The sequence below is a fragment of the Virgibacillus pantothenticus genome (genome assembly GCF_018075365.1).
GTDB classification, from domain to species: domain Bacteria; phylum Bacillota; class Bacilli; order Bacillales; family Amphibacillaceae; genus Virgibacillus; species Virgibacillus pantothenticus.
In genome coordinates this window covers 594129-618360 of sequence record NZ_CP073011.1, presented here as the reverse complement: position 1 = coordinate 618360, position 24232 = coordinate 594129, and the positions used below count along the sequence as shown (strand labels likewise).

Sequence of the window (24232 nt, the reverse complement as noted above, 5' to 3'; positions counted from 1 at the left end):
ATTACATACGAATTCGTATAAATATCCATGAATTACGTTCCTGTCGCTTCACTTGAGTTCGCCCCAACTTCTGGCTTTTTATACGTTAGTGTCCAACCAGTATACCCATATAGCACCGTCAACAATGGAGAAAGTACGCAGAAAAAAGCAAATGGCAAGTAAGCCAATGTGGATACACCCAAAACAGAAGTAATAAAAACACCACATACACTCCATGGCACAAGCGGGTTAATCACTGTTCCTGCATCTTCCGCTACTCTTGATAAATTTTTGTTTGAAAGACCTACTCTAGCATAGCGTGATTGGTACGTTTCACCGGTTAATAGAATTGATAAATACTGTTCACCAATTAAGACGTTAATTCCTATAGCGGTGGTTGCGGATGCTAAAATGACAGAAAACACCTTATTCAAAAGATGATCGATCGAAGCAAGTAATCGTGGAATAATCCCAAGTGTAAACAATAGGCCCCCCATACTTAAAGCAAGTAACACAAGGCTAATGGTAAACAACATGCCATTAATCCCACCACGTGTCAGCAAGGAGTCGATGCCCTCTACTCCTGTTTCTGAAACAAACCCATCCATAAGTATAGCAAATAGATTTCCTATTGATGGCGCACTATGAAAATAAGCCATCACAATTGCAGCTAATGATCCTCCCGTCAAGGTTAAAATTGCCGGCACCTTTTTAACGGATAGCACTAATAAAACGAGCAGTGGAATGACACCGTTTGCCCAATGAACTAAACCGGTATCCAATAAACCACTTTGGAACTCATTCATTTTTCCGAAATTTGCTTCTGTTAGGTTTGGGGATATAATCAGAAAGATAAGTAACGAAATCAAAAAGGCTGGGACTGTTGTTCCCATCATATTTTTAATATGTGCAAACAAATCGACCTGCAATGTGGATGACGCCATATTGGTCGTATCCGATAGAGGCGACATTTTATCACCGAAAAAAGCCCCTGACACAATCGCACCAGCAGTAATAGCTAAAGAAACATCAACAGCACCAGAAACACCGATAAAGGCTACCCCTACCGTAGCGATCGTAGTTAAGGAACTGCCTACGACAACACCAATAAGTGCCGTAACTACAAATACAATAGCAAAATAAAAGCTCGGTGCCACCAATCCAAAACCAGCATACATTAGAGTTGGTATCGTTCCACCCATCATCCACGCAGCAATTAATATTCCAATAAAGAAGAAAATAAAAATTGCCCCCATACCCGACTTTGCTCCTTCGACAATTCCCTGTTCCAATACCTTATAAGAATTCCCTTTCGCAAGCCCGTAAATACATAGCGTTAATAGAGAAAGAATGAGCGGAATATGTGGTGCTGCTTCCAAAAAAATAATACTCGCACTGATAATACATACAATAAATACAGTCATCATTATTGCTTCCCAAAGTGGTGTTGCTTGCACAGCTTTAATACGATACATACCATCTTCCCCTTCTTATTATACTCACGTTAAAACAGTGACATATGGGTGTAATCGTTCGCTGTAACTATTGCTCCAACGTGTAACATGGAGTGTTAAATGAACTGCATACAATTTACTTATGATGGTTTCATATGAATAGCACGATTCGTCAAGCCTTCAGCTGCTTCTAAAAAGGTTTCATTAAAACTCGGGTGCGGATAGAACGGAAAAGCTAGATCTTCATCGCGCGCTACTAATTCTAATGCAGTAACTCCAGTACTAATAAGCTCAATCGCACCGAAGCCAATGACATGAAACCCTAACAACAAATCCGTTTTGGCATCTTTAACTATCTTTGTCACCCCATTTTTTTCCTTACCAATCAGGGCATAGCTGTTACCACTGTATCCAAACTGACTAGTTCTTACTTCGTAACCTTGTCGTATTGCTTCCTCTTCTGTCAATCCTACAACAGCAATTGGAGGGATACTGTGGACTACCGTCGGCATCATAGTTGTATCTATCTCGCTCGCTACTCCAGCAATAAATTCTGCAGCTACCTTACCCTGCTTCATTGCTATGACTGCTGATAACCTATCCCCAGTCACATTTCCAATCGCAAATATAGAAGGGATGTTTGTTCTCATTTCGTTATCCACTTTGATGAAACCTGCTTCCGAATATATCATTCCTATCCGATCGATCCCTAATGATTCTATATTCGGCTTATGCTCTGTTTCCATATAAAGATGTGTACCAGTTAAAGAAATTTCCTGATCATTGCTAGAAATCCTTACACAAACTTCACCATCGATAGCAGTTATATTTTTAATTTTATTTTCACGATACAGTTGAATCTTCTCTTTTTTTAACATCCGTTTTAACTCGCGATTGATCGCCTTATCAAATGGAAAATCCGCTTGCTCTGGTATGATAATGGTTACCTCCGCACCTAACTTCCGATAACTAAATGCAACTTCTAAAGCAATATAATCTCTACCACAAACGATTAAATCTTTGGGAATTTCATGTAAGGTGAAGATCGTTTCCTCCGTCCATACAAAGGGGTTATTCTTTAAATTTTCAGGTAAAACAGGATAGCTGCCCGTCGCAATAATAGCATGCTGAAACGTAAATAGAGTAAATTGGTGTTCTGTTTCCACTCCAAGCTTATGTTCATTGATAAAATTTGCCTTCCCGCGGACGATTTCCACCCGATTTGCTTGGCAAAGTTTTTCAATACCTTTACACAATTGTTCAATCGTGCTATTTTTATAAGCCATTAACTCCTGCATATCCAATGATAGATCGCCTGTTGAAATACCAAATGCAGACAATTGTTGTGTTTGATGCCATTTACTAGCGACATGCGTAAATATTTTAGATGGAATACACCCTTTATGCAAGCACGTACCACCCAACTGGTCCTGCTCAACTAACGTAACTTGGTTTCCTAATTGAGCAGCACGTATCGCTGCATGATAGCCTCCTGGACCTCCGCCAATAACGATTAACTCCCTCTGTTCTGCAAATTCCCCAACCACCATTTATATCAACTCCAATAATAGCTTTGTCGGGTGCTCAATTAGTTCCTTAAAACGATTTGTAAATGCGATCGACTGCGCTCCATCCATTACCCGATGATCAAATGTGACCGAAACATTCATCACACTTCGAATCTCTAGCGCATCGTCTTTTGTAACAACAGGCACTTTCTTTGTCTTATAAAAAGTCATGATCGCTGTCTCTGGGTGATTAATAATTGGTGTTGCTGCCATCCCACCAAGCGGACCAACATTATTTACTGTAAAGGTTGCCTGTTTCATATCTGCTAATTTTAAATCGCCTGCTTTCGCTTTTTTTATGAGCCTCTTCATCTCCTCATCCATAAAGCGGATCGATTTTTGATCGGCATCGTGTATGACAGGAACCATTAGACCAGCTTCTGTATGTGTCGCGATTCCGATAGAATATTGCTTTAATAAGCGAATAATCTCTTTTTCAACCTCTAATTGTGCATTAAATATCGGAAACTCTTTTAGACAAATGACAACAGCCTTTATAAAAAAAGCAGCCACAGAAATGGATTCCCCCATCTCTTTTAACACACTTCTTTCTTCAAGCAAATGCGTAAGATCTACTTCATCATAGTGAGTCACATGCGGAATAGTCTGTACGGAGTAACTCATTTTTTCTGCAATCCGTTTGCGTATTCCAGCAAATCGTATCTCCTCTTCCGCTTGTGGCAACTTTTGAGTAGCGCTTTCCTGTTCTTCGGTCCACTTATTTGTTTCTGGTTGCTCAGCAAACTGATACACGTCATCATCTAGTACACGCCCAGCTGGACCTGTCCCCTGTATTTGTTCTATATCAACACCTAGCTCCCTGGCGATTTTTCTTGTATAAGGTGCCGCTAAAATACGGTTATAAGGATTAGTAACCGTAGTAGCGTTTTTCTTTGTTGCTATAGTAGTACTTGCGGATTGCAATCGGGTATTTGACATTTCACTTAGAGGCGCTGCAGATTCAGCTTCGGTGGTAATTTCCATAATGACATTGCCTACAGTAACCACATCTCCTTCTTTATAGTGAATGGATGCGATCGTGCCCGCTGCTGGGGCAGGAATTTCTGCTACCATTTTATCCGTTTGCATTTCTACGAGCGGCTGATCCACAGACACCACATCTCCAACACCTACAAAATAATGAATAATTTCCCCTTCGTTCATCCCTTCGCCCATATCGCTAAACTTTACTTGAACCAATGCGTTCACCTCCTAAAATGAATAAACTTTTTGAATCGCTTGCGACACCCGTTCTGTTGTAGGTAGATACGTATGTTCCAAAGCAAATAATGGAACTGGTACATCAAAACCTGTCACTTTTTCAATTGGTGCACGCAAATAAAGAAAACTCGTTTCCATAATGACCGATACAATTTCACTGCCTACTCCCCCTGTTTCATGTCCTTCATGGATAATGACGACCCTGCCTGTTTTTTGTACGGAATCCGCAATGATTGCTTTATCTAATGGGTATAATGTACGTAAATCAATCACCTCACAAGAAATACCTTGCTCCTTCATAAGTTCAGCAGCTTCCATAGCTATAGGCATCATCGCTCCCCAGGCAAAAATCGTCACATCTTCACCTTGTTGTACGATCTCCCCTTTCCCAAGCTCAATGCGATAATCATGCGCCGGTACTTCTTGTCGCTTGCCACGGTATAAGCGCATCGGTTCTAAAAATAATACCGGATCAGGATCAGCTATGGAAGCTAACAACAATCCCTTTGCATCATATGGCGTGGATGGGCAAACTACTTTGATACCAGGTAAATGGACAAATAAAGCTTCTACGCTATCAGAATGAATTTCGGGCGACCGAACCCCCGCTCCGTATGGCGCACGAATAACCATAGGCATCGAATAATAGCCTAACGTTCGCGTGCGCATTCGTGTTACATGGGTGGCAATTTGCTCAAAAGCTGGATAAACAAAGCCTAAAAATTGAATTTCTACAACAGGCTTTAAGCCATTTAACGCCATCCCTACTGCGGTTCCAACAAAACCCGCTTCACTTAAAGGCGTATCGATTACTCTTTTTTCGCCGAATACGTCCTGTAATCCATCCGTTGCTCGAAATACTCCACCATTTTTGCCAATATCTTCACCTAAAAGCAGTGTCTTTGGATCCTCTTCTAGCATCGTTTTTAAACCATCATTAATCGCCTGGATCATCGTAAGTTCCTTTACTCCAACCTGTACCGCCTGTTTGTTAGCCACTTTGGATAATGCCATTAGCTACTCCCTCCCGTTGACAAAATGCGCTGCTTTTGTTTTTCAATCGTCCACGTTGGCTCAGCAAATACATGATCAAACATGTCAGAAACAGCTGGCTGTTCATATGTTTCCATCCGTTTTATTGCGGCTTCCAATTCATCTTGAATCGCTGTTTCAATCGAATCCCGCCACGCCATCTCCCAAATACCTCTATGTTTCATATGTTTTTCCAGGCGTAGTAATGGATCAACCTGGTCCCGAATCCGATTCACCTCGGCTTGATCTCTATATTTAGACGGGTCATCAGCTGTCGTATGGGCACCAAACCGCATCGTCACTGCCTCAATTAGGGTTGGACCCTTTCCTGATCGAGACCTTTCTAAAGCTTCGCTAACAGCAAAGTAAACAGCGAACACATCCATGCCATCCACACGAACACCTGGGATGCCGTATGCTTCCGCTTTTTGTGCAATGGTTTCCGAATTCATCTGCTTTTCAACTGGAAGCGAAATGGCATAGCCATTATTTTGATTAAAAAAGACGACCGGCGCCTTAAAGACACTCGCTATATTTATTCCTTCATGAAAATCCCCTTCTGACGTTGCTCCGTCTCCAAAGTAGGCAATTGCCGCATTTCGAGTTCCTTTATACCCTTCAGCCATCGCTGCACCAGTGGCATGCGGTAAATGCGTAGCAATAGGTATGGATGCAGGCATAATCTTTTTTTCCCTTGAAGGTAAACACCCTTCTATCCGCCCATTCCAATGTAATAGCATTCGATCTAGGTCTGCTCCAAAGGTAAGCGATGCACCGTGATCTCGATACGTAGGGAACATCCAGTCTTCATTTCCAAGGGCCAATGCACTGCCCACTTGGGCTGCCTCCTGCCCTGCAAAAGGTACGTAGGTCCCAATTCTTCCTTGTCTCTGTAGGGCTACCCCTTTCTGATCATAGGTTCGAATTCGTAACATGTGATAGTAAAACTGTTTTACTTTTTCTTCCAATAATCCTTCCTCATTCGACTCATCTAACCATTTACCTTCTTGGTCAATTATCTGCAGTAATGGATATTTTTCTCGCATGATTATCCCACCTTTTCATTTATATCCCGCATGTAATTGGCAGTAATACAGATCCTCTTCATTCTACTTGGCGAAAAGCAGGATGTATGGGCAACATCCAACTATAAATCAAATGACCGATTCTCTCAAAAGCCTTAAGTCATCTCTTTGTGTCTCTAACAATCAGCAGGATGAAGAAAAATCCCACTGATTGAAGTTTCATTTGATGAGGAAAATTTTCTTAGTAATGACCTATTACTTGATGTCCCATTTCGGTCTGTGATTTCGACTATAGAAGTTGTTTCGATTTTGTTGTTCTTCCAACTGTTTTACATATTTACGGTGTGCCGCTTCTACCGTAGTTATATGATCAGCTTGAGCTTCTACGTATAATTGAAGTACCATTTCATAGATTGTTTTCGTCTTTTGTAGTACGCGGTTCTTGTTGGCACCATACTGTTCATCCGCAACCTGGATAAGTCCACCAGCATTAACGATATAATCAGGTGCATATAAAATCCCCTTGTCATGTAAAAGCTCTGCATCCGTTTCATGAGCTAGCTGATTATTTGCTGAACCAACAACTGCCTTTACATTTAGCACTGGTATCGTTCTTTCGTTAATTACTCCGCCCATCGCACAAGGCATAAAAACATCTGCGTTTACTTGATAGATGTCTAGCGGGCTTACAACATGCACAGCGTTCTGGAATGATTTAGCTTCATTTAAAAACTCATTGATAACGCTTTCATTCACGTCCGTTACATAGACCTCTGCGCCGACTTCAAGCAGGTGTAGTGCTATTTTCCTGCCAACCTTCCCTAGTCCTTGTAACGCGTAAACTTTTCCTTCCAGAGCATTACTTTGAAATAAAAACTGATTCGTTGCTTGTAACGCATAAATAATGCCCTGTGCTGTTGGTATCGACGTGTCTCCGCTACCCCCAAATGCTTCAGGTAGACCATTGATGAAATTCGTTTCTTTTGCTGCATAAATAAAGTCGTCCATAGTCGTCCCCATATCTGTACCCGTGTAAAACCTGCCGTTTAATGAATCTACAAATTGTCCAAATGCCCGAAACATCGCCGGTGATTTATCCTTTTTTGGATCACCAATAATGACTGCCTTTCCCCCACCGAAATCAACGTCGCTCATTGCACATTTTGCGGTCATTCCTTCAGATAAACGAAGCACATCATTTAATGCAGCGTTAACACTTGAATATGGATACATACGTGTTCCACCTAGTGCTGGCCCTAGAGTGGTGTTATGTATCGCGATAATTGCTTTTAATCCTGTCTTCGGGTCATTGCAAAATACAACTTGCTCATGACCGCCTATTTTTTGAAACACATCAACCTCTTGCAAATGTTCTAATTGCTTCAATTCCCGGACCCCCTTTAAGTAGTCGTTGTACGCACTTTTTCTTGAATTAATTTTTTTGGTAAAACAACTTGTTTTACTTTGCCTTTTCCAATTAATCCCCTCGCATTCTCCACATACACCTCCGTAGTAATTTCTTTCGTACTTACCCCCGAAACAGTAGCAGTCAAATTAATGGTTGAACCTAACCCCGAAGGAGCAACATGTTGAACACTTACTGCGGCCCCCATCCCTTCTTCATGGTCTTCCAAATAAGGAATGAGCAACTGTCGGGACACCCATTCCATGTGATACACCATGGAAGCTGTAGAATAAACAGGATGAACAACTTTACCGTCAAATTGAGCAAACATCTCGTTCGTTACTGTTATCGTCAGTATTTTTGTTTTTCCAATATGCAACCCTGCCTTCATCTAAGTCATCCCCTCTCGAAATTATATATAAAATCATATATAATTATTTATGGATCTTGTTTCTAAATTTTCGGTATATTTCGTATGTTAATATATATTCACGTTACAGTCAACAGAGAACTGTAAACTATAATTTTTCCGATTTAATTACGAACGCGAAAGCATTTCTACATGAAAATAAAAATCCAGATGTTATTTGCTCATCTGGACTGGACATTCCCAATATGCATTAATACACCTTCTAAACCTTTTTGAATATGCGTTTTCATCAAAGTAGTTGCTTTTGTTTCCTTACCATCAACTAAAAACTGGATCAACTTTTCATGTTCACTTACAAAAGAAGGATAAAATTCTCCTTGTACCATCGTTATTCGCATATAGTGAATTTTTGTTCTTATCACATCCAGCAATTCTATTAATTGCTTATTTCTAGAGGCTTGAATGATGATATCATGAAATTCTTGGTCTAATTTACTCAATTCTATTGATTTCTTTTGTTGATAAGCATGATACGTCAATTCCAAATTATTTGCTAATTGCTTTTTTTCATTATCCGTTATTTGTTCAATAGCAAGACTGACAGCTAATGCCTCAAGGCTTTCTCGGCATTGAAAAATGTCGACCACATCCTCAAGCGTAGGCTGGTAAACCCTTACATATCCATCATTATACGTTAATAACCCATCTTGAATAAGCATGCGAATAGCCTCTCTTACTGGTCCTCTGCTTATTCCTAGTTTATTAGCAATTTTAGCCTCCACTATTCGCTCTCCTGGTCTATATTCCCCTTCTAATATTTCTCCTTTCAAAATAGCATAAGCTTGTAAATGAAGTGATTCTGGCTTTATAATTCGCATGTCTGGTAACCCCCTGTAGTTGGTATCATCTAGTTCGTTTCGTCTATAAATTCTGAATATAACCTATTATAACAAAATTATTATGTTTTGGTTACCTAAATTTATCACGTTCTATTAAAATCCATTTTAAGAAGCGTATGCAGTAAAGATGTATCAAAAGTAAATGATATGACAGCTTTGATAAAGTGAACCATCAATGAACAGGCTTTCTTTTATCCCCCACCGATTGTTAGTACTGCAAGGGTATAACCTAATGAACCTGGAACGAATCGGGAATTTAGATGTAGGCTTCTCGAAGTGAGGAGATTGCATCTACTTACATATTGGGTAAAGTGGAACTAAGCGATTCGATCTAACTCTTTTTTCATATATTCACTTGCGTATTCCTTCCCATATTTAGCCATTGAATAATGATACAAAATAACCCCTAAGATGATCCAAGCTCCAATGATAAGCCACTCATAAGGCCAGGCCAATGATGATGGCATGCCCGGCATATACAAAATCACTACACCGACAGCCATAAGTACAGCTAGCCAGCCAATTAATGTCCCACCAGGCAGCTTAAAAGGACGATTCATATGCGGTGCTGTTTTCCGCAGCAAAATGAACGAAATGGCAACCATTAACCAAGCAACAACAAGCCCTAAGCCACCTGCATTGACTAACCATACAAGCGCTGGTCTTCCAAGTAAAGGTGCCGCCGTTGAAAGCAGTACAATTAACACAATTGCCCGGTGAGGCGTTTTATATTTTGGATGTAATTCTCCTAAAAATTTTGGAAGCATTCCAGCATTCGCCAACGCATAAATAGCCCGACTCCCACCAACATAGAAGCCAATCCAGCTCGTTAGAATACCCCCAATTCCTCCAAGCACCAGCACATTCCCCATCAACTTACTATCTCCGAACGCTTTTGCCATTGCGTCAGCTGTCACTAGATTAGACTCGCTAAGTTCTGTTGGATTTAATATACGAGATACTCCATAAATAATGGCAATATACCAGATAACTGCTAAAACGACTGAAAGAATAAGCAGTTGACCGATCTTACGTTGTGGCAAATTGATTTCCTCTGCAGCTTGTGGGATAACGTCAAAACCAACAAACATAAATGGTGTCATAATAATGACTGTAAATACACCAGTTGCACCTGCATTAACTAGCGGCTGCATATTATCCATATTTCCTCCAAAAGTACTCCCCGTGATCAGCATCAAGCCTGCTATAATGATAAATGTCGTTAAAATAACCGTAATAACAGATGTAAGCTTAATCCCACGATAATTAATCCAAGCAACCAGTAAGGAGCCAATCATTCCAACTCCTGCCCAGGTTATAGTAACATCCCAACCTGCTATCGTATATAAATAACCTTGACTATAGTTAGGCACGATATACTCAAACACGGTTGGTAACGCAACTGCTTCAAATGCTACTACAGACACATAGCCAAGAATAATCGCCCATGTAGCAATAAACGAAGCTACTCTTCCCATCGCTTTAAATGTATACACTTGCTCTCCACCAGCTAATGGAAGAGCAGAAGATAATTCCGCATAGGTTAACCCTACAAATACAACAAGTAAACCACCAATTGCAAATGCTAAAATCGCTCCTAAGGAACCCGCTTCTGTTATCCATAAGCCAGATGTAACGACCCATCCCCAGCCAATCATGGCACCAAAGGCAAGTGCCAGCACATCTTTGTTTCCAAGTACCTTTAATAGCTTATCTGAATCACTCATCGTTTCGACTCCTCACTCCCTCTTTATCTACATGATCTCTAAAGTAACATTTTCTTTTGTCCTTTAAATCATGCGACTTTATCATTTACCATTTATAAAAACTACGGAACTAGCTTATGTTTTCTGTATTAAACAAATCTTTTTTTGTAACTAAACTTACAATGATGATAAAATAGCAACGAATACAGGATGTATGGTAAATGGATGTCCTAACACTCGCCAAGTAACCACTACCAAAATTCCCTCACGTATAAACGTATAACCAGCAACCACTAGATAATATCTTACTGAATAATTCGAATATTCCAGATGCATGCGCCCCTGAAACAAGTATTACCCGTTCCAGTTCCCAAAGCTCGACTAATGGAGAAATATACAGTGCCAGTATAAGTGCAATCAGGGGGGCATAAATGACTGAAATGCGGCTATAAAGTGACTCTTCGATCAGTGGGGTTTTTATCATCCCCACTGATTGTTAGTACTGTAATGGTATAACCTAAAGGCTCTTACGAAATAGGACATGTTAGATGCAGTTATCTCCCAGTTTGACTTGTTGCAGTACAGATTATCCAACTCCTCTAAGTGGGAGTCTTACAGCACCTTATATGCGGGATAAAATAACATAGAACCTAGCCATTGTTGCCTCATACCATACAAATAATCTATTTTCCATATATCCCATGCCTATTGCATTACTTAAAAGGGTGAGAACCATATACGTACTAGCCATATTATAATCTGATACGTTTTATTTTTCGGTTAACATAAATGAGAACAGAAAAAGAAACAAAAAATGGACGATAACCGTAATTCCTAAATTCCATTGCTCTCACCCGCTACACTCTTTCCAGACATTTTGTAATCGGTTTCAATTATATGAAAAACTTATCCTCTCTCTATCGTTTTATCCCAAGTTGTTGCTGAACTTTTAAAATAGCTTCATATACTCCTTCGACCAGTTGGTCAACTTGTTCCTGATTTATAATTAGCGGAGGAGCGATACAGATGATATCCGTATTATCATAGGTAACTCCACGGCAAATAACCCCACGTTCATGTAGTGCTTCAATCGCTTTTAGTGTTACATGTTGGTCTTGCGCAAATCGTTTGTTGGAAACAGGTTCTTCCACAAGCTCTACTGCACCAAGTAAGCCTACAAACCGTACATCTCCTACAATCTCAAGGCTCTCTTTGACCTTTTTCAAACCAAGTAACAGCCTATTCCCCATTAACCGTGAATTTTCCACTAGTTGTCCTTGTTCCATGATTTCAATATTTTTCAAGGCAACAGCTGCGCCCGTTGGATGTCCACTATAAGTGAATCCGTGAAATAGCGTTCCAAGAGACTTTTCTTTGAACACGTTATGAATGGTCTCTGAAACAACAACACCTCCTAAAGGGAAATAACCACTAGTTACACCTTTAGCAAATGTCATAACATCAGGAATAACGTCCCAATTTTCGATTCCAAACATCTTGCCCGTTCTCCCAAAGCCTGTAATGACTTCATCAGCTACAAATAATATGCCATAATCATCACAAAGAGCTCTAATTCTAGGAAAGTAGTCATCTGGTGGTATTAATACGCCACCTGCTCCTTGTATAGGCTCTGCAAAAAATGCTGCCACTGTTTCTGGACCTGATTCTTCAATTGCTTGTCGTAAGGAAGCGATCGCTTGGTCTGTTGTACTGTTATAATGTGTGTCTACATGAATAAAGTCAGTCATCATATGTCCTGCCATCCCCCAAAATTCTGGGATGCCCGTCACGCTTGTAGAAGCAGCCGCCACGCCATGGTAACCTCGCTTAAGCGAGATTATTTTTCGCCGCTCCGATCTGTTTTGGATCTTCCAATAATGCCGTACTAGTTTTACAGCTGAATCATTTGATTCTGAACCTCCCGATGTAAAAAACACAGCATTTAACCCTTCTGGTGTAAGCGAAGCAATTTTCTCCGCAAGTCGAATCGCTGGTTCATGACTAAATGTGGAAAAAGCTGAACTAAACGCCATTTTTTTCATTTGTTCCGCAGCAGCCTTCGCTAATTCTTCCCTGCCGTGACCGATATTCACATTCCATAACGACGATACAGCGTCCAAATACCATTTTCCTGTGATGTCCTTTAAGTAAATGCCGTCTCCTTCTTCCATAATGACCTTTGCCCCATTTTTTTGCTGTTGCTGAATTGATGAAGTTGGATGGATGAAATGCCGTTTATCCATTTCAATTAGATTATTACTCATTACCCATTCCCCCTATAAAAATATTACAAAACTCAGCTTTATGAGTTTCCTAAAGATTTCATTCTCCGTGCGTATTCTGGCTACATGACGACATGGTCTCACAACAAACTTGGTGCTAAGTTGACACAGCTACGCCAGGATAATAAGCATAGAAATAGCTTTACCACTGCAATTACTATGAAAAATAAAACAAAAAACCAGTCATAAAGACAGAAAATATTGAAAGCAATTCTGTCCATATAACTGGTTTCCATCTAATGAACCGCTTTACTTCAACAGTAAAGTCGATTAGATTTAGCAGTTTGTTTATGGGTGTTCAAAAACTGTCATTAGATTTTCAGTGGATTTGTTACTGTTTCTAAGCGAAGCTTCCATTTCGTTCTGCTCGAAACATAATCCAAAACCTCTCCATCCCAACCTCTTTGAACAAACACCATTCAAATTTTGTAGTAATTTAATTTTAACGAAAATTCAATCAAACCGCAACAGTTATTTTTTTGTTTTTCTGAGAACGCGCCCATTTCACTAAGAGATAAGCAAAAGGAGTGTCAAAAAGAGCAATGATTAGTTTAAAAACATATTGTGATATAATCATGCCTCCTAAGACATGAGCAGGTACGATTCCCCAGAATGCAACAACAATAAAAATAGTTGTATCAAACAATTGACTCGTCATCGTAGATAAATTATTACGAAGCTATAACTTCTTATTTCCATGCTTCTTGCGTAAATAATGAAAGATGGCTACATCCAGGTTTTGACTAGTCACATAGGATGCTAAACTAGCAATCATTACCCGAAAGCTTCCGCCTAAAATTTGTCCAAATTCCGCTTGAAAAGTAAAATTGGGGGCAGCTGGGTAAATGAATCGTAATAAAAATAAATCCCATCGCAACTAACTGTGTAATCGACCCTGCTTTGACCGTACTTTTAGCGCTTCTTTTCCATACACTTCCCCAATTACGTCCGTAAGTAAATACGTAATCACGTACACAATTACAGCCCCGGGAAAAATGAAGAGGCCAATTTGAAATAATTTTACTGCTAATATATTAGATAACAACAACAGACCTACAAACATTGCATTAAAGTAAATAAACATCCCATTCCTCTTCCTTTTTAAAAAAGCAAAACCCTAGCTTAACCCTCTAAAAACTTTAACGATTATCTATTTTCTCTGGATGCATATCATGGTTCCAAAGTCTTTGTTCAGCCATTTGCGCAAACTTTGTTCCATGTTTTCCATAATTACAATATGGATCTATGGAAATTCCTCCACGGGGGGTAAATTTCCCCCAAACTTCAATATAACGTGGAGCCATTAATGAATAAGGTCATTCATAATAATATTCACACTATCCTCGTGAAAATCTCCATGATTTCGAAAACTGAATAAATAAAGTTTCAATGATTTACTTTCAACCATTTTCTTATCTGGGATATAACTAATGTAAATCGTACCTAAATCAGGCTGCATCGTCTTTGGACAAAGTGTGGTAAACTCAGGGCAATTAAATTTAACAAATACTCCCGGTTTGGGTGCTTATTATCAAACACTTCCAAAATCTCTGGTGTATAGTCAAAAGCATAGGTAGTATCTTGGCCGCCTAATAGAGTCACTCCTGATAATTCAGCTTCTTTCCTTCCACTCATATTTACATCATCCTCTCTTTTGTTTGCTTAAACTGTTTCATAGTGTTTAAGAATTGTAGTATGTCTTTTCTCTTGAGATGCAAAAAACCACGGCACTAAGGCACCGTGGTTTATCGTTTTTTATAGAGGGTTAAGCTAAGAACCTCTTCTTATTTTAATCTATCATACTGGACTCATTATATAGATGCCTGAGGCAAAGTCAATGGAGTCTCGTGTGAACATACCTGTCTAAAAAACCGATCTTTTAGTTTTAGCCTCGGCTAGACCAGTATTATGACGATGACGTTTCTACCTGCTTGCTCATGGTCTTCTCCGCTTTTGTATCCTCACGATAATACAACTTTTTAGCAAGCAAGGTTTGTGAAACGAGAACCGTACCACTCACTGCCCAATATAACGGAAGTGCAGCTGGTGTACTAAACGAAATAAACCCAATCATAATCGGAGATATTAAGCCCATTATGGCCATCTGCTTTTTTTGTTTTTCCTCTATACCAATCAAAGATACACGAGATTGCAAGAAATAAACAGCTGCTGCAACAAATGGTAAAATCATGTCCACTTGCCCCAAATCGAACCATAAAAAGGAGTGCGAAGCTATCTCCTGTGAGCTTCGAATCGCATGATAAAACGCAATGACAACCGGGAATTGCAATAACATCGGAAGACAGCCCATGGAACTTAATGGATTGAATTGATGTTTTTTGTACAGCTGCATCATTTCTTGCTGCATTTCCGCTTTGGAGGCAGCATCTTGTTTGTTCTTATATTTCTGCTTCAGGGCATCCATGTCTGGCTTCATTTGATTCATCTTTGCTTTCATTTTTGCCCCATTTTTGATTTGCTTAAATGCTAGCGGCATTAACAGCAAACGAATGAGCACCGTTATAAGAACAATGGATAAGCCATAATCATCACCAAACAGTCCAGCAACATACTTAATCATTGGGGGAAAAGGATTTTGAAAACCCATCATTCCTCCATCTGCCTGACATCCAGTAAGCAGAACAAGTAAAGTTAAACTAACAACACCGTATTTCTTAAGAAAAGTGAATATAAAATGATCGTGCATATTTTTCCTCCTCGTTGTAATAAATCCATAAATTGTAACGAGAAGGGAGAGTGGTCTGTATCATCATCTGGGGAAGTTATTTGACTTGCCTTTTTAACGACCCATTGAAAGATTTCATCGCACATCCCGAATAGTTCTTGTATCGGTAATAAGCGATAACGTTCATTATGATACTCTCTTATTTGCAAGTGGTGCGTATCCATCATATGACCAAATTGAATAGCCGTAAACGAATATGCAGACGCCATCGTCAATAAGATGCTTAAATAAAAGTAAACTGGTGAAGCATCATTAATGAGCTCATTTATTAAATCCATCATTTTATATTCACCTCCTTTAACGACCTATTTATCCCATTATAACACAAGAAAGCGAATAGATTGGTTGGGAGAATATGACTTTTTGCCCTTTGAATGAATTTTTCAAGTATGGCTGCATCATTTAGATTTTAAAATCCAACCAGCACTATCGAAATTTGTCTAACTAACATGCTCTGACACGGAATTTCCATTATTTCTCTTTAAACTTTTAGCTACGACAATAAGCAAAGCTACGAGTCCCGTAATATCAGTCCATACTACTGGATATATCAACAATAGTAGCGGTAACAGCTACCTTATAAAGGAAAAATTGGGGAATTACTGTTACGAGAACTGGAACACCCCCAAGTAAAAGGGCTCACTTTTTGGTATAACGGATGAATGACCCCACTGTTTCTTCCTGTTTGATGGGTTACCATCCTACTTCTTTCTCTAATACGGCAATGGATGATTTGGGGTGCTTTTTTTCATCTGCCATGCAGTTGCTAAACCTACAATACCTCCACCGATGATTATGTAATCATACATACAATAATTCCCCCTTGCTTAGCTTCAGCTGCTCTCCATTCTATATATCATTCATATTATCCTAATTAACTAATTATTTATAATTAAACAAGTTTTTAAACTTAAAATATTTCCTTGATACAATATTTTAAAAACAGGCAATAGGATACTGTTTTTATACGGAATGGAATTGTGAACTGCGGTGATTTAGTTATGAACTTCGAGCAACCTATTTGTGCACTTCGGGCGAATTGGTTGTGAACTTTGGCGTTCTATACTATAATCGCTATGACGTATGATTAAAATTGCATAGCTAATTGCACTAGGGGAGCTATTTTAGATGGCTGAGAGGAATCATTCTGACCCTTATTACCCGATCTAGATAATACTAGCGTGGGGAAGTGCAGTCGTGACCAACTTACACTCAAGAAATTCTGTTAAATGATAATTGGCGAAGACTGCATTCCCAGCGAATGCAGTTTTTTTGTATGTATAAGAAAGTATAAACTTAGGTGCTTATGGATAATGAAATAACCGAAGCCACGTCCGGCTTCAGCGCCCAGCAACTAGGCGACTTCACGAAATCGCCTTACGATAAGGCCTCATCGGTTCGTTACCTCACCGTGATTCCTTTATCTTTAGTTGATTCGTTCCATTCGCTATGTTGCTAAACGGGCGCCCCGCGCCTTTGTTTATGTAAAAAATTGGGCGAAACACTGTTCTTGGTATGATTAGTCCAGGCGGCCATGTTCAGGAACAGTTGGTTAGCCTTGTAGTGCTATCAAAGGGCTACACCTTAATAAAAATTTTAGGGAGGAAGAACGAATGAAAGATCAAACCATTATTTGCAGCCAAAGTAAAATTGCAGGATGCGATTTTGCACTTTACCCGATGACAGATCAATTTGTACATGTCATTATGAAAGCATTAGAAGAAGTAGATACATCAAAGGTGTGGGTAAAAACAACAGACGTCGGAACATGTGTCAGAGGGAAAATCGTTCATGTATTCGATGTTACCAAGGCTTTGTTTCTCCATGCCGCTCAGACTGGGCATCATGTGGTATTTAGCGGGACGTATTCCATAGGCTGTCCTGGAGATTCCGCTGGTGATGTTTTCTTAGCAGAAGATGATATTAGATTAAACGAAGCACAAAGCAGCAAGATTCAACAAAATATAGCTGGGAAATTTTCTCTCTATCCATTAGGCGGCGGCGACTATATGGATATGATTTACAGTCAAATTGAAGCAATGAAGCAGGAAGGTATCCACGTATCATCGATTCACTATGCCACTCGTTTAGATGGAGAAGGAAAAGATGTATTTAATGGTTTGGAACAAGTATTCACCAATATGGAAAAGAGCGATTCTTCCCACACAGTTATGACTGTAACGATCTCAGCTAATAGTCCATCTAAAAAGGATGTGGACAACAATGAATAATTGGCGATTAAAAGAAATCATTGTCATGTCCGTGTTATCGGTCGTATTTGGAATTGTTTATTTAGCTTTTCTCCCTATAGGAAAGCTACTTGCATCCTTTATGGGACCTATAGGTTACGATTTTATTTTTGGTATCTGGTTTATCGTATCCATTATTGCAGCTTATATTTTACGGAAGCCTGGTGCAGCGTTTTTGTCCGAAACCATTGCAGCTACCGTTGAAATGCTATTAGGAAATGCGATGGGACCGATTATTATTGTGACAGGGATCATTCAAGGTCTTGGCGCTGAGACAGCTTTTGCTGCTACAAGGTATAAACGCTATTCCTTGTGGGTGTTGATGCTTGCCGGAGTAGGCGCAGCGATTTTAAGTTTTATTTGGGGCTATTTTCGTAGTGGCTATGCGGCTTTAAGCACACCTTATGTAATAAGCATGCTCGTAGCTAGAATGCTAAGCGGGGCGATTATTTCTGGTATGCTTGGAAAAGCAATTAGTGACTCCCTCGCAAAAACGGGCGTACTGTCCAGCTTTGCTCTGGGTAAACAAATGCATAAAGAGAGGTCTGTATCATGATACAAGTGAACGAGCTTTCCCTTTGGTTTGAAGGACATGAACAAGCCGTTATCAGCAAACTATCCTTTCATCTGAATGCTGGTGAAACGATGCTATTACTTGGACCGAGCGGAAGTGGAAAAAGCACGTTAACCTGTTGCTTAAATGGGATCTACCCTCGAGAACTCGATGGAAAAACGGAAGGAAAAGTCCGTATTTTCGATAAAAATGTACAAGCTACAAAACCTGGAGAAATCAGCAAGCATGTCGGTGTCGTATTTCAAGATCCTGAGAGTCAATTTTGTATGTTAACTGTAGAGGATGAAATCGCTTTTGGACTGGAAAATATAAATACGCCAAGGGAAAAAATCGCAGCCAAAATCGATGAAGCATTACAACTCGTTCATTTAACGGAACATAGAGAAGCTACCATCCATTCTCTTTCAGGAGGACAAAAACAGAAGCTAGCCCTATCCTGTGTTTTAGCACTCGAACCAGATTTCGTTATTTTAGATGAGCCTACCGCTAACTTAGACCCGTTAGCCAAGCAAGAATTTATCCAAACGATGAAAACCATCCAACAGGAAAAGAAAATTGGACTTATTGTTATTGAACATCAACTAGAAGGCTGGGTCTCTTTTATACAACGAGCTTGTATATTATCAAGACAGGGACAATGTATTTTTGATGGTTCTTTAACAAAAGCAATTACGAAGCATGCTCCGCTTTTGCAATCACAAGGGATCGCTCTTCCACCAATTACGGAGCTCGTATTAAACGCTGCAGCAAACAAGCAAGCAACTTTTACGTCTATCCCACTAACGTATGACGATTTTTCAGCACATGTGTCTTATTTGGATCAGCAATATTTAGATAAACCGCCTGCCAGAAACCAAAATACAAAGGCTGCGCTTGAAGCACATCATTTGAACCTAACGAAAAACAAGCGGCAAATATTACAGCATATTACTTGTACGTTGGAGCGACCGTCGTTTATTGCTATTACCGGCGCGAACGGCAGTGGAAAAACCACGTTGACTCGGCTGTTAGCAGGAATTGAAACTCCTTCTACAGGAGAAATATATGTCAACCATCGTTTACTTAAACATTGGAAACAAAAAGAATTACGGCAACAAATTGGCTATGTATTTCAAAATCCAGAACACCAATTTATTACAGATAGTGTGTTTGAAGAAATTGCTTATACTTTACGTTTGAGAACATATCCCGAAACAACGATTAAAGAAAAAGTTTTCCATACATTAGAAAGTTGCCAATTGCAAGGGATGGAGCATAGACATCCTTATACATTAAGTCAAGGGCAAAAACGCCGCCTTAGTGTGGCAACCATGATTGTCGATGAACAAAACATCTTGTTCCTGGATGAGCCGACCTTTGGGCAAGACGCTGCCTCCACCCGTGAACTGATGCGATTATTAGAGGAACGATATAAAAATGGAACAACGATTATCATGGTGACGCACGATATGGACATTGTCGATCAATATGCTGATCGGGTTATCGTATTGGAAAATGGCCAAATCGTCATAGATGAAACACCTGAACAGCTATGGGAACGACCGTGTTTAAACAAATGGCATTTGGATTATCCGACACGGATCAAATTAAAACGGCATTTGGAGGGTTACCATGTCTACATTGCTAAATAACATCAATCCGAGTATAAAAGCAATTACTGTCGTTATTTCTGTTTGCCTATTAACATTCGTGTTTGATCCATTTACTCCACTTGTTTATTGTATTTTAACCATACTGCTCACTTTCCTGTTTGGAAAAGTTGCTTGGAAAATGTATCTGCTTTATTTTCTTGTTATTTGTCTTTTATCGATTGGCATGCTTTGGACGTCAGTCGCCTTTGCAGATGAACCAAATAATCCTCAGTTGACGATGCAATTTCTCTTTTGGGAATTACCGAAAGAGAATGTTACCGTCGCCTTATCTTTAACCTTGCGTATGCTAGCATTTGCTGCTTTATCGTTTATGTTTATTTTCACGACCAACATGGTTCATTTTATTCTAAGCCTTATGCAGCAATGTAAACTGCCACCTAAACTCGCATATGGCATACTTGCAGGCTATCGCTTTTTACCTTTGATGCGTGATGAGCTACAACAAATTCGCGCGGCTCATCAGGTAAGGGGAGTCAACCGAGTCTCTGGTTTAAAAGAAACCATTCAGCAGTACAAACGCTATGCTATCCCTTTACTTTCCGGAGCCATTAGGAAAGCTGAACGAACAGCCATCGCTATGGAATCAAAAGGCTTCAGTGGGGAAAAGAACCGTGCCTTTTACCGACAGTTTCAGGTTACTTTTATCGATTGGCTTTTTTTAGGTGGCATGATTGTTCTACTGGCAGCCACCGTAGCTATCTCTATCAAATTGGGATATTTCAGCTGGTATAAAGGACAATTTTAAGAACAGGCAATAAGCTGACTATTAGACATTCATATAGTCAGCTTATTGCCTGTTGACAACAGAGGCTTGGTTAGATACGGTAACAAATCGTCTGTCCTATCATTTTCATATGATTTAAGCAAAAGAACAAAGGCGCAGGGCGCCCGTTTAGCAACGTAGCGAATGGAACGAATCAACTAAAGATTTAGGAATCATGCCACTAAAAACAGGGGTATGCCGACGCCTGAGCGGTAAGCCCGGTTTTAGTCGGCCTTCCTCTTTGCGACGAACCGATGAGGACTTATCGTAGGGCGCATTTCTAAAGTCGCATCGTTGCTGGGCTCATGCGCCGGACGTGACTAGTCGATTTATTTCGTTATCCACAAGCACCTAGTTTTATAGGCTCCTTTAAAATAAAGATGATGATGCAGCCTGCACCCATCATTGAATACAGAACCGCAATCCGTACACTGATTTATATGTAAGTACTGGTCAATCGTAAATCCCGTTTTACAGACACCACATAAAATAGCTTTCTGGTTAAATTGATCTTTTGGCCAAACCTCTATGTGATGACTTTCGGCTTGTTGATGACATTGATAGCAAGGATAGTACTTTTGGCAACACTTAAACTTTATAGCAATAATATCTTTTGGTGAATGATAATGCACACATCGGGTCTCTTGATCTACCACTTGCCCATAAATATGAACCATTCTATCTCCCCCTTCCAAATTTAGTTATGGTTGACGGTTACACCAAATAATTCAATTGCCTCTCTCCCTCATTCTTTTTCCGAAAGATGCATGGGTTGAAAAGGTATACCTGCTAAGGTCGATATCGTTTAAAGAAGTATGATTAAAAACACTTGTAATTTCTATTGACTCTCACGTTACGATAGACCTTATACTCCTTTTTAGTTGCTTACTGAAAGGAGTATAGATTATGAAGCATGTAACTAAAATGATTAAACTTGAATTAGAAGCAGGTGAAGCGAACCCAGCAAAGGTTGGAAAGGATTTGGCTCCAACGGGAATTAATCTTTTACAATTTTGCAAAGCATATAATGAACAGACCAAAGGTAAATCGGGAGAAATCATTCCAGCTGAAATAATTATCTATGAAGATCGCACATTTTCTATCCAATTAAAAACACCACCGGCTGCTTTCCTATTGAAAAAGTACGCTACTATCACTAAAGGCGCTAATACAACTGGTCATCAACAAGTTGGCGTTATCACACAAGCTCAACTAAAGAAAATTGCTGAGATTAAATTACCTGATTTAAACACAACCCGTATAGAAAGTGCCATGAAGATGATAGCAGGAACAGCTAAGAGCATGGGAATTCGCATAGAAGAAAAATAACCTACTAAGTAATTAGTTCTGTTCCATTATTATATCATAACGATACTGCTACCTTTACTTGTTTGGAAGTCGTTAACTTTAGCTTGTCTGCACCCTGTTACCGAACTGCACCCCCCATTGTTAGAGATAAATCGACTAATTGGCGGTGCAGTTTTTATGTAGTAATTCGTATACTCTATAGAATTCGCCGATGTTCGCAGTTCAATTGCTCGAAGTTCACAACTAATTCGCCGGAGTTCAAAATTTGCTAGTACTAAACAGGATTCATTTACAAATTCAAAGCTGAACGACTAAAAAAATATCACGTTAGGTTTTTTCGCTAAGTTTTTTAATATCATAGATGCTAATCAATGAAACAAGGTTACAGCAAAATTCATAGGTCTTTATGAACACCTTCCACGCGCCATTCCACTTCCCGTTTTTATCCGATTCAGGACAAAAGCCACCATTCTGCAAAAAAAATTTAATAAATTTTTTCAAAACGTGAAACTTATACATTTTTTATTCGTACTAGTATAATGAATATATGCTAAGAAAAGCTGAGGTGAATACATGAGTATATTGGGGCGTTTATTTGGCAACAAAAAAGAAACAAGTAAGCCAATTGTGGAAAGAAATATGTTTAATTTGCAAATAAATGACATTGTTACATTTGACCTAGAAGACTACAAAGTCGTAGGGAAAATCGACTATGACGATCACGGCTTCAAATGGTATATATATCAACTAGAAGGTACGCATAAAACGTTATGGTTAAGCGTAGAAATGGATGATGAACTTAATCTTGGTATATATAAGAAAATTAAATTACCTATTCAAGAGCCCATTCCTAAAAAAATTTCCTATGAAGGAACAACGTTTTACTTGGATGAATCTGGTAAAGCTCGCGTAATTGGAGCTGGTCGCAGTGAAAACTTAACTGGATTAACCTGTGAATACTACGATTTTTATGACGATTCAGACGAAAAGGCACTCTCGTTAGAAAAATGGGGCAATGAAATCGAAGTGAGCATTGGATATGAAATTGAAGAATATGAATTAAAAATTATCGCTAGTAGTTAATAATAATAAATATAATGGAGGAATGACCATGTTTAAATTTTTCAAACGTATGAAAACCGTTGTAGAATCTGAATTGAACGCTGCTTTAGATAAAGCAGAAGACCCTGTAAAAATGCTCGATCAATTTATGCGTGATATGGAAGAAGATATTCGTGAAGCAGAAGCTGCTGTTGCCAAACAAATTGCAAATGAAAAAATGATGCACCGTAAATATGAAGATGCACAGAAAATGGTTAAAAAGCGTGAAGAACAAGCTATGAAAGCAGTAGAAGCAGGAAATGATGACCTTGCTAAACGTGCTTTGGAAGATAAAAAGTTACATCAGCAAACAGCTGATTCCTTAAAAGAATCTTATGAGCGTGCCAAACAAGACTCAACGGTATTACGCCAGAAGCTAGATGAAATGAAGGCAGAATATCAGGAAATGAAGTTGAAAAAGGATTCCTTGAAAGCACGGGCAGAATCTGCAAAAACAAGAACAAAAATGAACCGTACGTTATCTGGTATTGGTAGCGACGAATCCAAACAAGGCTTTGAACGCATGGAAGAAAAAGTGCTTAAATATGAAGCAGAAGCAGAAACAAGCGAGGACATGCAAAGCTCCAGCCGTAGCCTTGATGACGAATTCGAAGCTCTGGAGAAAAGTGATGTCGATGATGAACTTGCTGCCCTAAAGAAAAAACTAGGCAAAGAATAACATCCAGATAGAAATATAACAGATGAAGGGGATCTTTATTCAGCAGGAGTTTTCATCCATATCCTACTGAAATGTGAAATAGAACAAAGGCGCGGGGCGCCCGTTTAGCAACGTAGCGAATGGAACGAATCAACTAAAGATTTAGGAATCATGCCACTAAAAACAGGGGTATGCCGACGCCTGAGCGGTAAGCCCGTTTTTAGTCGGCCTTCCTTTTTT

The 24232-nt window shown here is 39.4% G+C and carries 21 protein-coding genes, 3 pseudogenes and 1 riboswitch; of the genes and pseudogenes, 7 read left to right on the top strand and 17 right to left on the bottom strand.

Annotation, left to right across the window (positions count from 1 at the left end):
- Positions 1-32: 32 nt before the first annotated feature.
- From nhaC to KBP50_RS22725, 16 genes and pseudogenes are all read right to left on the bottom strand, one after another.
- On the bottom strand, positions 33-1454 hold the full coding sequence (nhaC, locus tag KBP50_RS02915; RefSeq protein ID WP_050349904.1) for a Na+/H+ antiporter NhaC: 1422 nt from the start codon (positions 1452-1454) through the stop codon (positions 33-35).
- A 119-nt stretch (positions 1455-1573) separates the two neighbouring features.
- Complete coding sequence (locus tag KBP50_RS02910) at positions 1574-2983, bottom strand: dihydrolipoyl dehydrogenase family protein (RefSeq protein WP_050349903.1); 1410 nt, start codon at positions 2981-2983, stop codon at positions 1574-1576.
- Positions 2984-4210: a dihydrolipoamide acetyltransferase family protein gene (locus tag KBP50_RS02905; protein WP_306423679.1), complete on the bottom strand. Its 1227-nt coding sequence runs from the start codon at positions 4208-4210 to the stop codon at positions 2984-2986. It lies immediately after the preceding gene.
- Positions 4211-4213: 3 nt separating this feature from the next.
- Positions 4214-5236, bottom strand: a complete 1023-nt coding sequence (locus KBP50_RS02900) for an alpha-ketoacid dehydrogenase subunit beta (RefSeq protein WP_050349901.1) — start codon at positions 5234-5236, stop codon at positions 4214-4216.
- Complete coding sequence (pdhA, locus tag KBP50_RS02895) at positions 5236-6300, bottom strand: pyruvate dehydrogenase (acetyl-transferring) E1 component subunit alpha (RefSeq protein ID WP_050349900.1); 1065 nt, start codon at positions 6298-6300, stop codon at positions 5236-5238. The genes KBP50_RS02900 and pdhA overlap by 1 nt, the downstream gene beginning before the upstream one ends.
- 234 nt (positions 6301-6534) lie before the next feature.
- Positions 6535-7665, bottom strand: coding sequence for a Leu/Phe/Val dehydrogenase (locus tag KBP50_RS02890; RefSeq protein WP_050349899.1), 1131 nt, complete (start codon positions 7663-7665; stop codon positions 6535-6537).
- A 14-nt stretch (positions 7666-7679) separates the two neighbouring features.
- Positions 7680-8075, bottom strand: coding sequence for a thioesterase family protein (locus KBP50_RS02885; RefSeq protein ID WP_050349898.1), 396 nt, complete (start codon positions 8073-8075; stop codon positions 7680-7682).
- 200 nt (positions 8076-8275) lie between these two features.
- Complete coding sequence (locus KBP50_RS02880; RefSeq protein WP_050349897.1) at positions 8276-8932, bottom strand: GntR family transcriptional regulator; 657 nt, start codon at positions 8930-8932, stop codon at positions 8276-8278.
- A 338-nt stretch (positions 8933-9270) separates the two neighbouring features.
- Positions 9271-10680, bottom strand: a complete 1410-nt coding sequence (locus KBP50_RS02875) for an APC family permease (RefSeq protein ID WP_050349896.1) — start codon at positions 10678-10680, stop codon at positions 9271-9273.
- Between the two features lie 156 nt (positions 10681-10836).
- Positions 10837-10995, bottom strand: coding sequence for a hypothetical protein (locus KBP50_RS02870; RefSeq protein ID WP_156875331.1), 159 nt, complete (start codon positions 10993-10995; stop codon positions 10837-10839).
- Between the two features lie 581 nt (positions 10996-11576).
- On the bottom strand, positions 11577-12923 hold the full coding sequence (locus tag KBP50_RS02865) for an aminotransferase family protein (protein WP_050349895.1): 1347 nt from the start codon (positions 12921-12923) through the stop codon (positions 11577-11579).
- 475 nt (positions 12924-13398) lie between these two features.
- A pseudogene (locus tag KBP50_RS02860) lies at positions 13399-14025 on the bottom strand (queuosine precursor transporter).
- 55 nt (positions 14026-14080) lie between these two features.
- Positions 14081-14576, bottom strand: a pseudogene (queF, locus tag KBP50_RS02855) (preQ(1) synthase).
- 271 nt (positions 14577-14847) lie between these two features.
- Entirely contained in the window at positions 14848-15648 is an 801-nt protein-coding gene (gene yidC, locus KBP50_RS02850) for a membrane protein insertase YidC (protein ID WP_050349894.1), read from the bottom strand.
- On the bottom strand, positions 15594-15968 hold the full coding sequence (locus KBP50_RS02845) for a hypothetical protein (protein WP_076361990.1): 375 nt from the start codon (positions 15966-15968) through the stop codon (positions 15594-15596). Before KBP50_RS02845 ends, yidC begins: the two co-directional genes overlap by 55 nt.
- 377 nt (positions 15969-16345) lie before the next feature.
- A pseudogene (locus KBP50_RS22725) lies at positions 16346-16496 on the bottom strand (FAD-dependent oxidoreductase); the annotation flags it as partial.
- A 293-nt stretch (positions 16497-16789) separates the two neighbouring features.
- A riboswitch (TPP riboswitch) is annotated at positions 16790-16892 on the top strand.
- Between the two features lie 408 nt (positions 16893-17300).
- Between KBP50_RS22725 and KBP50_RS02835 the strand changes: the two are divergent.
- The 4 genes from KBP50_RS02835 to KBP50_RS02820 are packed head-to-tail and all read left to right on the top strand — an operon-like array spanning position 17301 to position 20907.
- Positions 17301-17918, top strand: a complete 618-nt coding sequence (locus KBP50_RS02835) for a YkoF family thiamine/hydroxymethylpyrimidine-binding protein (RefSeq protein ID WP_050349893.1) — start codon at positions 17301-17303, stop codon at positions 17916-17918.
- Entirely contained in the window at positions 17911-18492 is a 582-nt protein-coding gene (locus tag KBP50_RS02830; protein ID WP_050349892.1) for an ECF transporter S component, read from the top strand. The genes KBP50_RS02835 and KBP50_RS02830 overlap by 8 nt, the downstream gene beginning before the upstream one ends.
- Positions 18489-20141, top strand: coding sequence for an ABC transporter ATP-binding protein (locus KBP50_RS02825; RefSeq protein WP_050349891.1), 1653 nt, complete (start codon positions 18489-18491; stop codon positions 20139-20141). The genes KBP50_RS02830 and KBP50_RS02825 overlap by 4 nt, the downstream gene beginning before the upstream one ends.
- Positions 20122-20907 carry an energy-coupling factor transporter transmembrane component T family protein gene (locus KBP50_RS02820; protein ID WP_050349890.1) on the top strand — a complete coding sequence of 262 codons (786 nt, stop codon included), beginning with the start codon at positions 20122-20124 and terminating at the stop codon, positions 20905-20907. The genes KBP50_RS02825 and KBP50_RS02820 overlap by 20 nt, the downstream gene beginning before the upstream one ends.
- Before the next feature lie 347 nt (positions 20908-21254).
- Here the strand turns inward: KBP50_RS02820 and KBP50_RS02815 are convergent, their stop codons facing one another.
- On the bottom strand, positions 21255-21602 hold the full coding sequence (locus tag KBP50_RS02815; protein WP_050349889.1) for a CHY zinc finger protein: 348 nt from the start codon (positions 21600-21602) through the stop codon (positions 21255-21257).
- 229 nt (positions 21603-21831) lie between these two features.
- Between KBP50_RS02815 and rplK the strand changes: the two genes are divergently transcribed.
- The 3 genes from rplK (at position 21832) to KBP50_RS02800 (ending at position 24013) form a co-directional block, all read left to right on the top strand.
- Positions 21832-22254 (top strand): 50S ribosomal protein L11, encoded by a 423-nt coding sequence (rplK, locus tag KBP50_RS02810; protein ID WP_050349888.1) that lies wholly within the window; start codon positions 21832-21834, stop codon positions 22252-22254.
- A gap of 552 nt (positions 22255-22806) precedes the next feature.
- Positions 22807-23316: a DUF4178 domain-containing protein gene (locus KBP50_RS02805; protein WP_050349887.1), complete on the top strand. Its 510-nt coding sequence runs from the start codon at positions 22807-22809 to the stop codon at positions 23314-23316.
- Positions 23317-23344: 28 nt separating this feature from the next.
- Entirely contained in the window at positions 23345-24013 is a 669-nt protein-coding gene (locus KBP50_RS02800; RefSeq protein WP_050349886.1) for a PspA/IM30 family protein, read from the top strand.
- Positions 24014-24232: the final 219 nt, after the last annotated feature.

Bases quoted from the DNA above. Each gene is read 5' to 3' on its own strand.
- KBP50_RS02820 (WP_050349890.1), top strand. From the start codon at position 20,122: ATGTCTACATTGCTAAATAACATCAATCCGAGTATAAAAGCAATTACT.
- KBP50_RS02870 (WP_156875331.1), bottom strand. From the start codon at position 10,995: ATGCATCTGGAATATTCGAATTATTCAGTAAGATATTATCTAGTGGTT.
- KBP50_RS02830 (WP_050349892.1), top strand. From the start codon at position 17,911: ATGAATAATTGGCGATTAAAAGAAATCATTGTCATGTCCGTGTTATCG.
- KBP50_RS02875 (WP_050349896.1), bottom strand. From the start codon at position 10,680: ATGAGTGATTCAGATAAGCTATTAAAGGTACTTGGAAACAAAGATGTG.
- yidC (WP_050349894.1), bottom strand. From the start codon at position 15,648: ATGCACGATCATTTTATATTCACTTTTCTTAAGAAATACGGTGTTGTT.
- KBP50_RS02835 (WP_050349893.1), top strand. From the start codon at position 17,301: ATGAAAGATCAAACCATTATTTGCAGCCAAAGTAAAATTGCAGGATGC.
- rplK (WP_050349888.1), top strand. From the start codon at position 21,832: ATGAAGCATGTAACTAAAATGATTAAACTTGAATTAGAAGCAGGTGAA.
- KBP50_RS02815 (WP_050349889.1), bottom strand. From the start codon at position 21,602: ATGGTTCATATTTATGGGCAAGTGGTAGATCAAGAGACCCGATGTGTG.
- nhaC (WP_050349904.1), bottom strand. From the start codon at position 1,454: ATGTATCGTATTAAAGCTGTGCAAGCAACACCACTTTGGGAAGCAATA.
- KBP50_RS02805 (WP_050349887.1), top strand. From the start codon at position 22,807: ATGAGTATATTGGGGCGTTTATTTGGCAACAAAAAAGAAACAAGTAAG.
- KBP50_RS02885 (WP_050349898.1), bottom strand. From the start codon at position 8,075: ATGAAGGCAGGGTTGCATATTGGAAAAACAAAAATACTGACGATAACA.
- KBP50_RS02865 (WP_050349895.1), bottom strand. From the start codon at position 12,923: ATGAGTAATAATCTAATTGAAATGGATAAACGGCATTTCATCCATCCA.
- KBP50_RS02800 (WP_050349886.1), top strand. From the start codon at position 23,345: ATGTTTAAATTTTTCAAACGTATGAAAACCGTTGTAGAATCTGAATTG.
- KBP50_RS02825 (WP_050349891.1), top strand. From the start codon at position 18,489: ATGATACAAGTGAACGAGCTTTCCCTTTGGTTTGAAGGACATGAACAA.
- KBP50_RS02845 (WP_076361990.1), bottom strand. From the start codon at position 15,968: ATGATGGATTTAATAAATGAGCTCATTAATGATGCTTCACCAGTTTAC.
- KBP50_RS02880 (WP_050349897.1), bottom strand. From the start codon at position 8,932: ATGCGAATTATAAAGCCAGAATCACTTCATTTACAAGCTTATGCTATT.
- pdhA (WP_050349900.1), bottom strand. From the start codon at position 6,300: ATGCGAGAAAAATATCCATTACTGCAGATAATTGACCAAGAAGGTAAA.
- KBP50_RS02910 (WP_050349903.1), bottom strand. From the start codon at position 2,983: ATGGTGGTTGGGGAATTTGCAGAACAGAGGGAGTTAATCGTTATTGGC.
- KBP50_RS02900 (WP_050349901.1), bottom strand. From the start codon at position 5,236: ATGGCATTATCCAAAGTGGCTAACAAACAGGCGGTACAGGTTGGAGTA.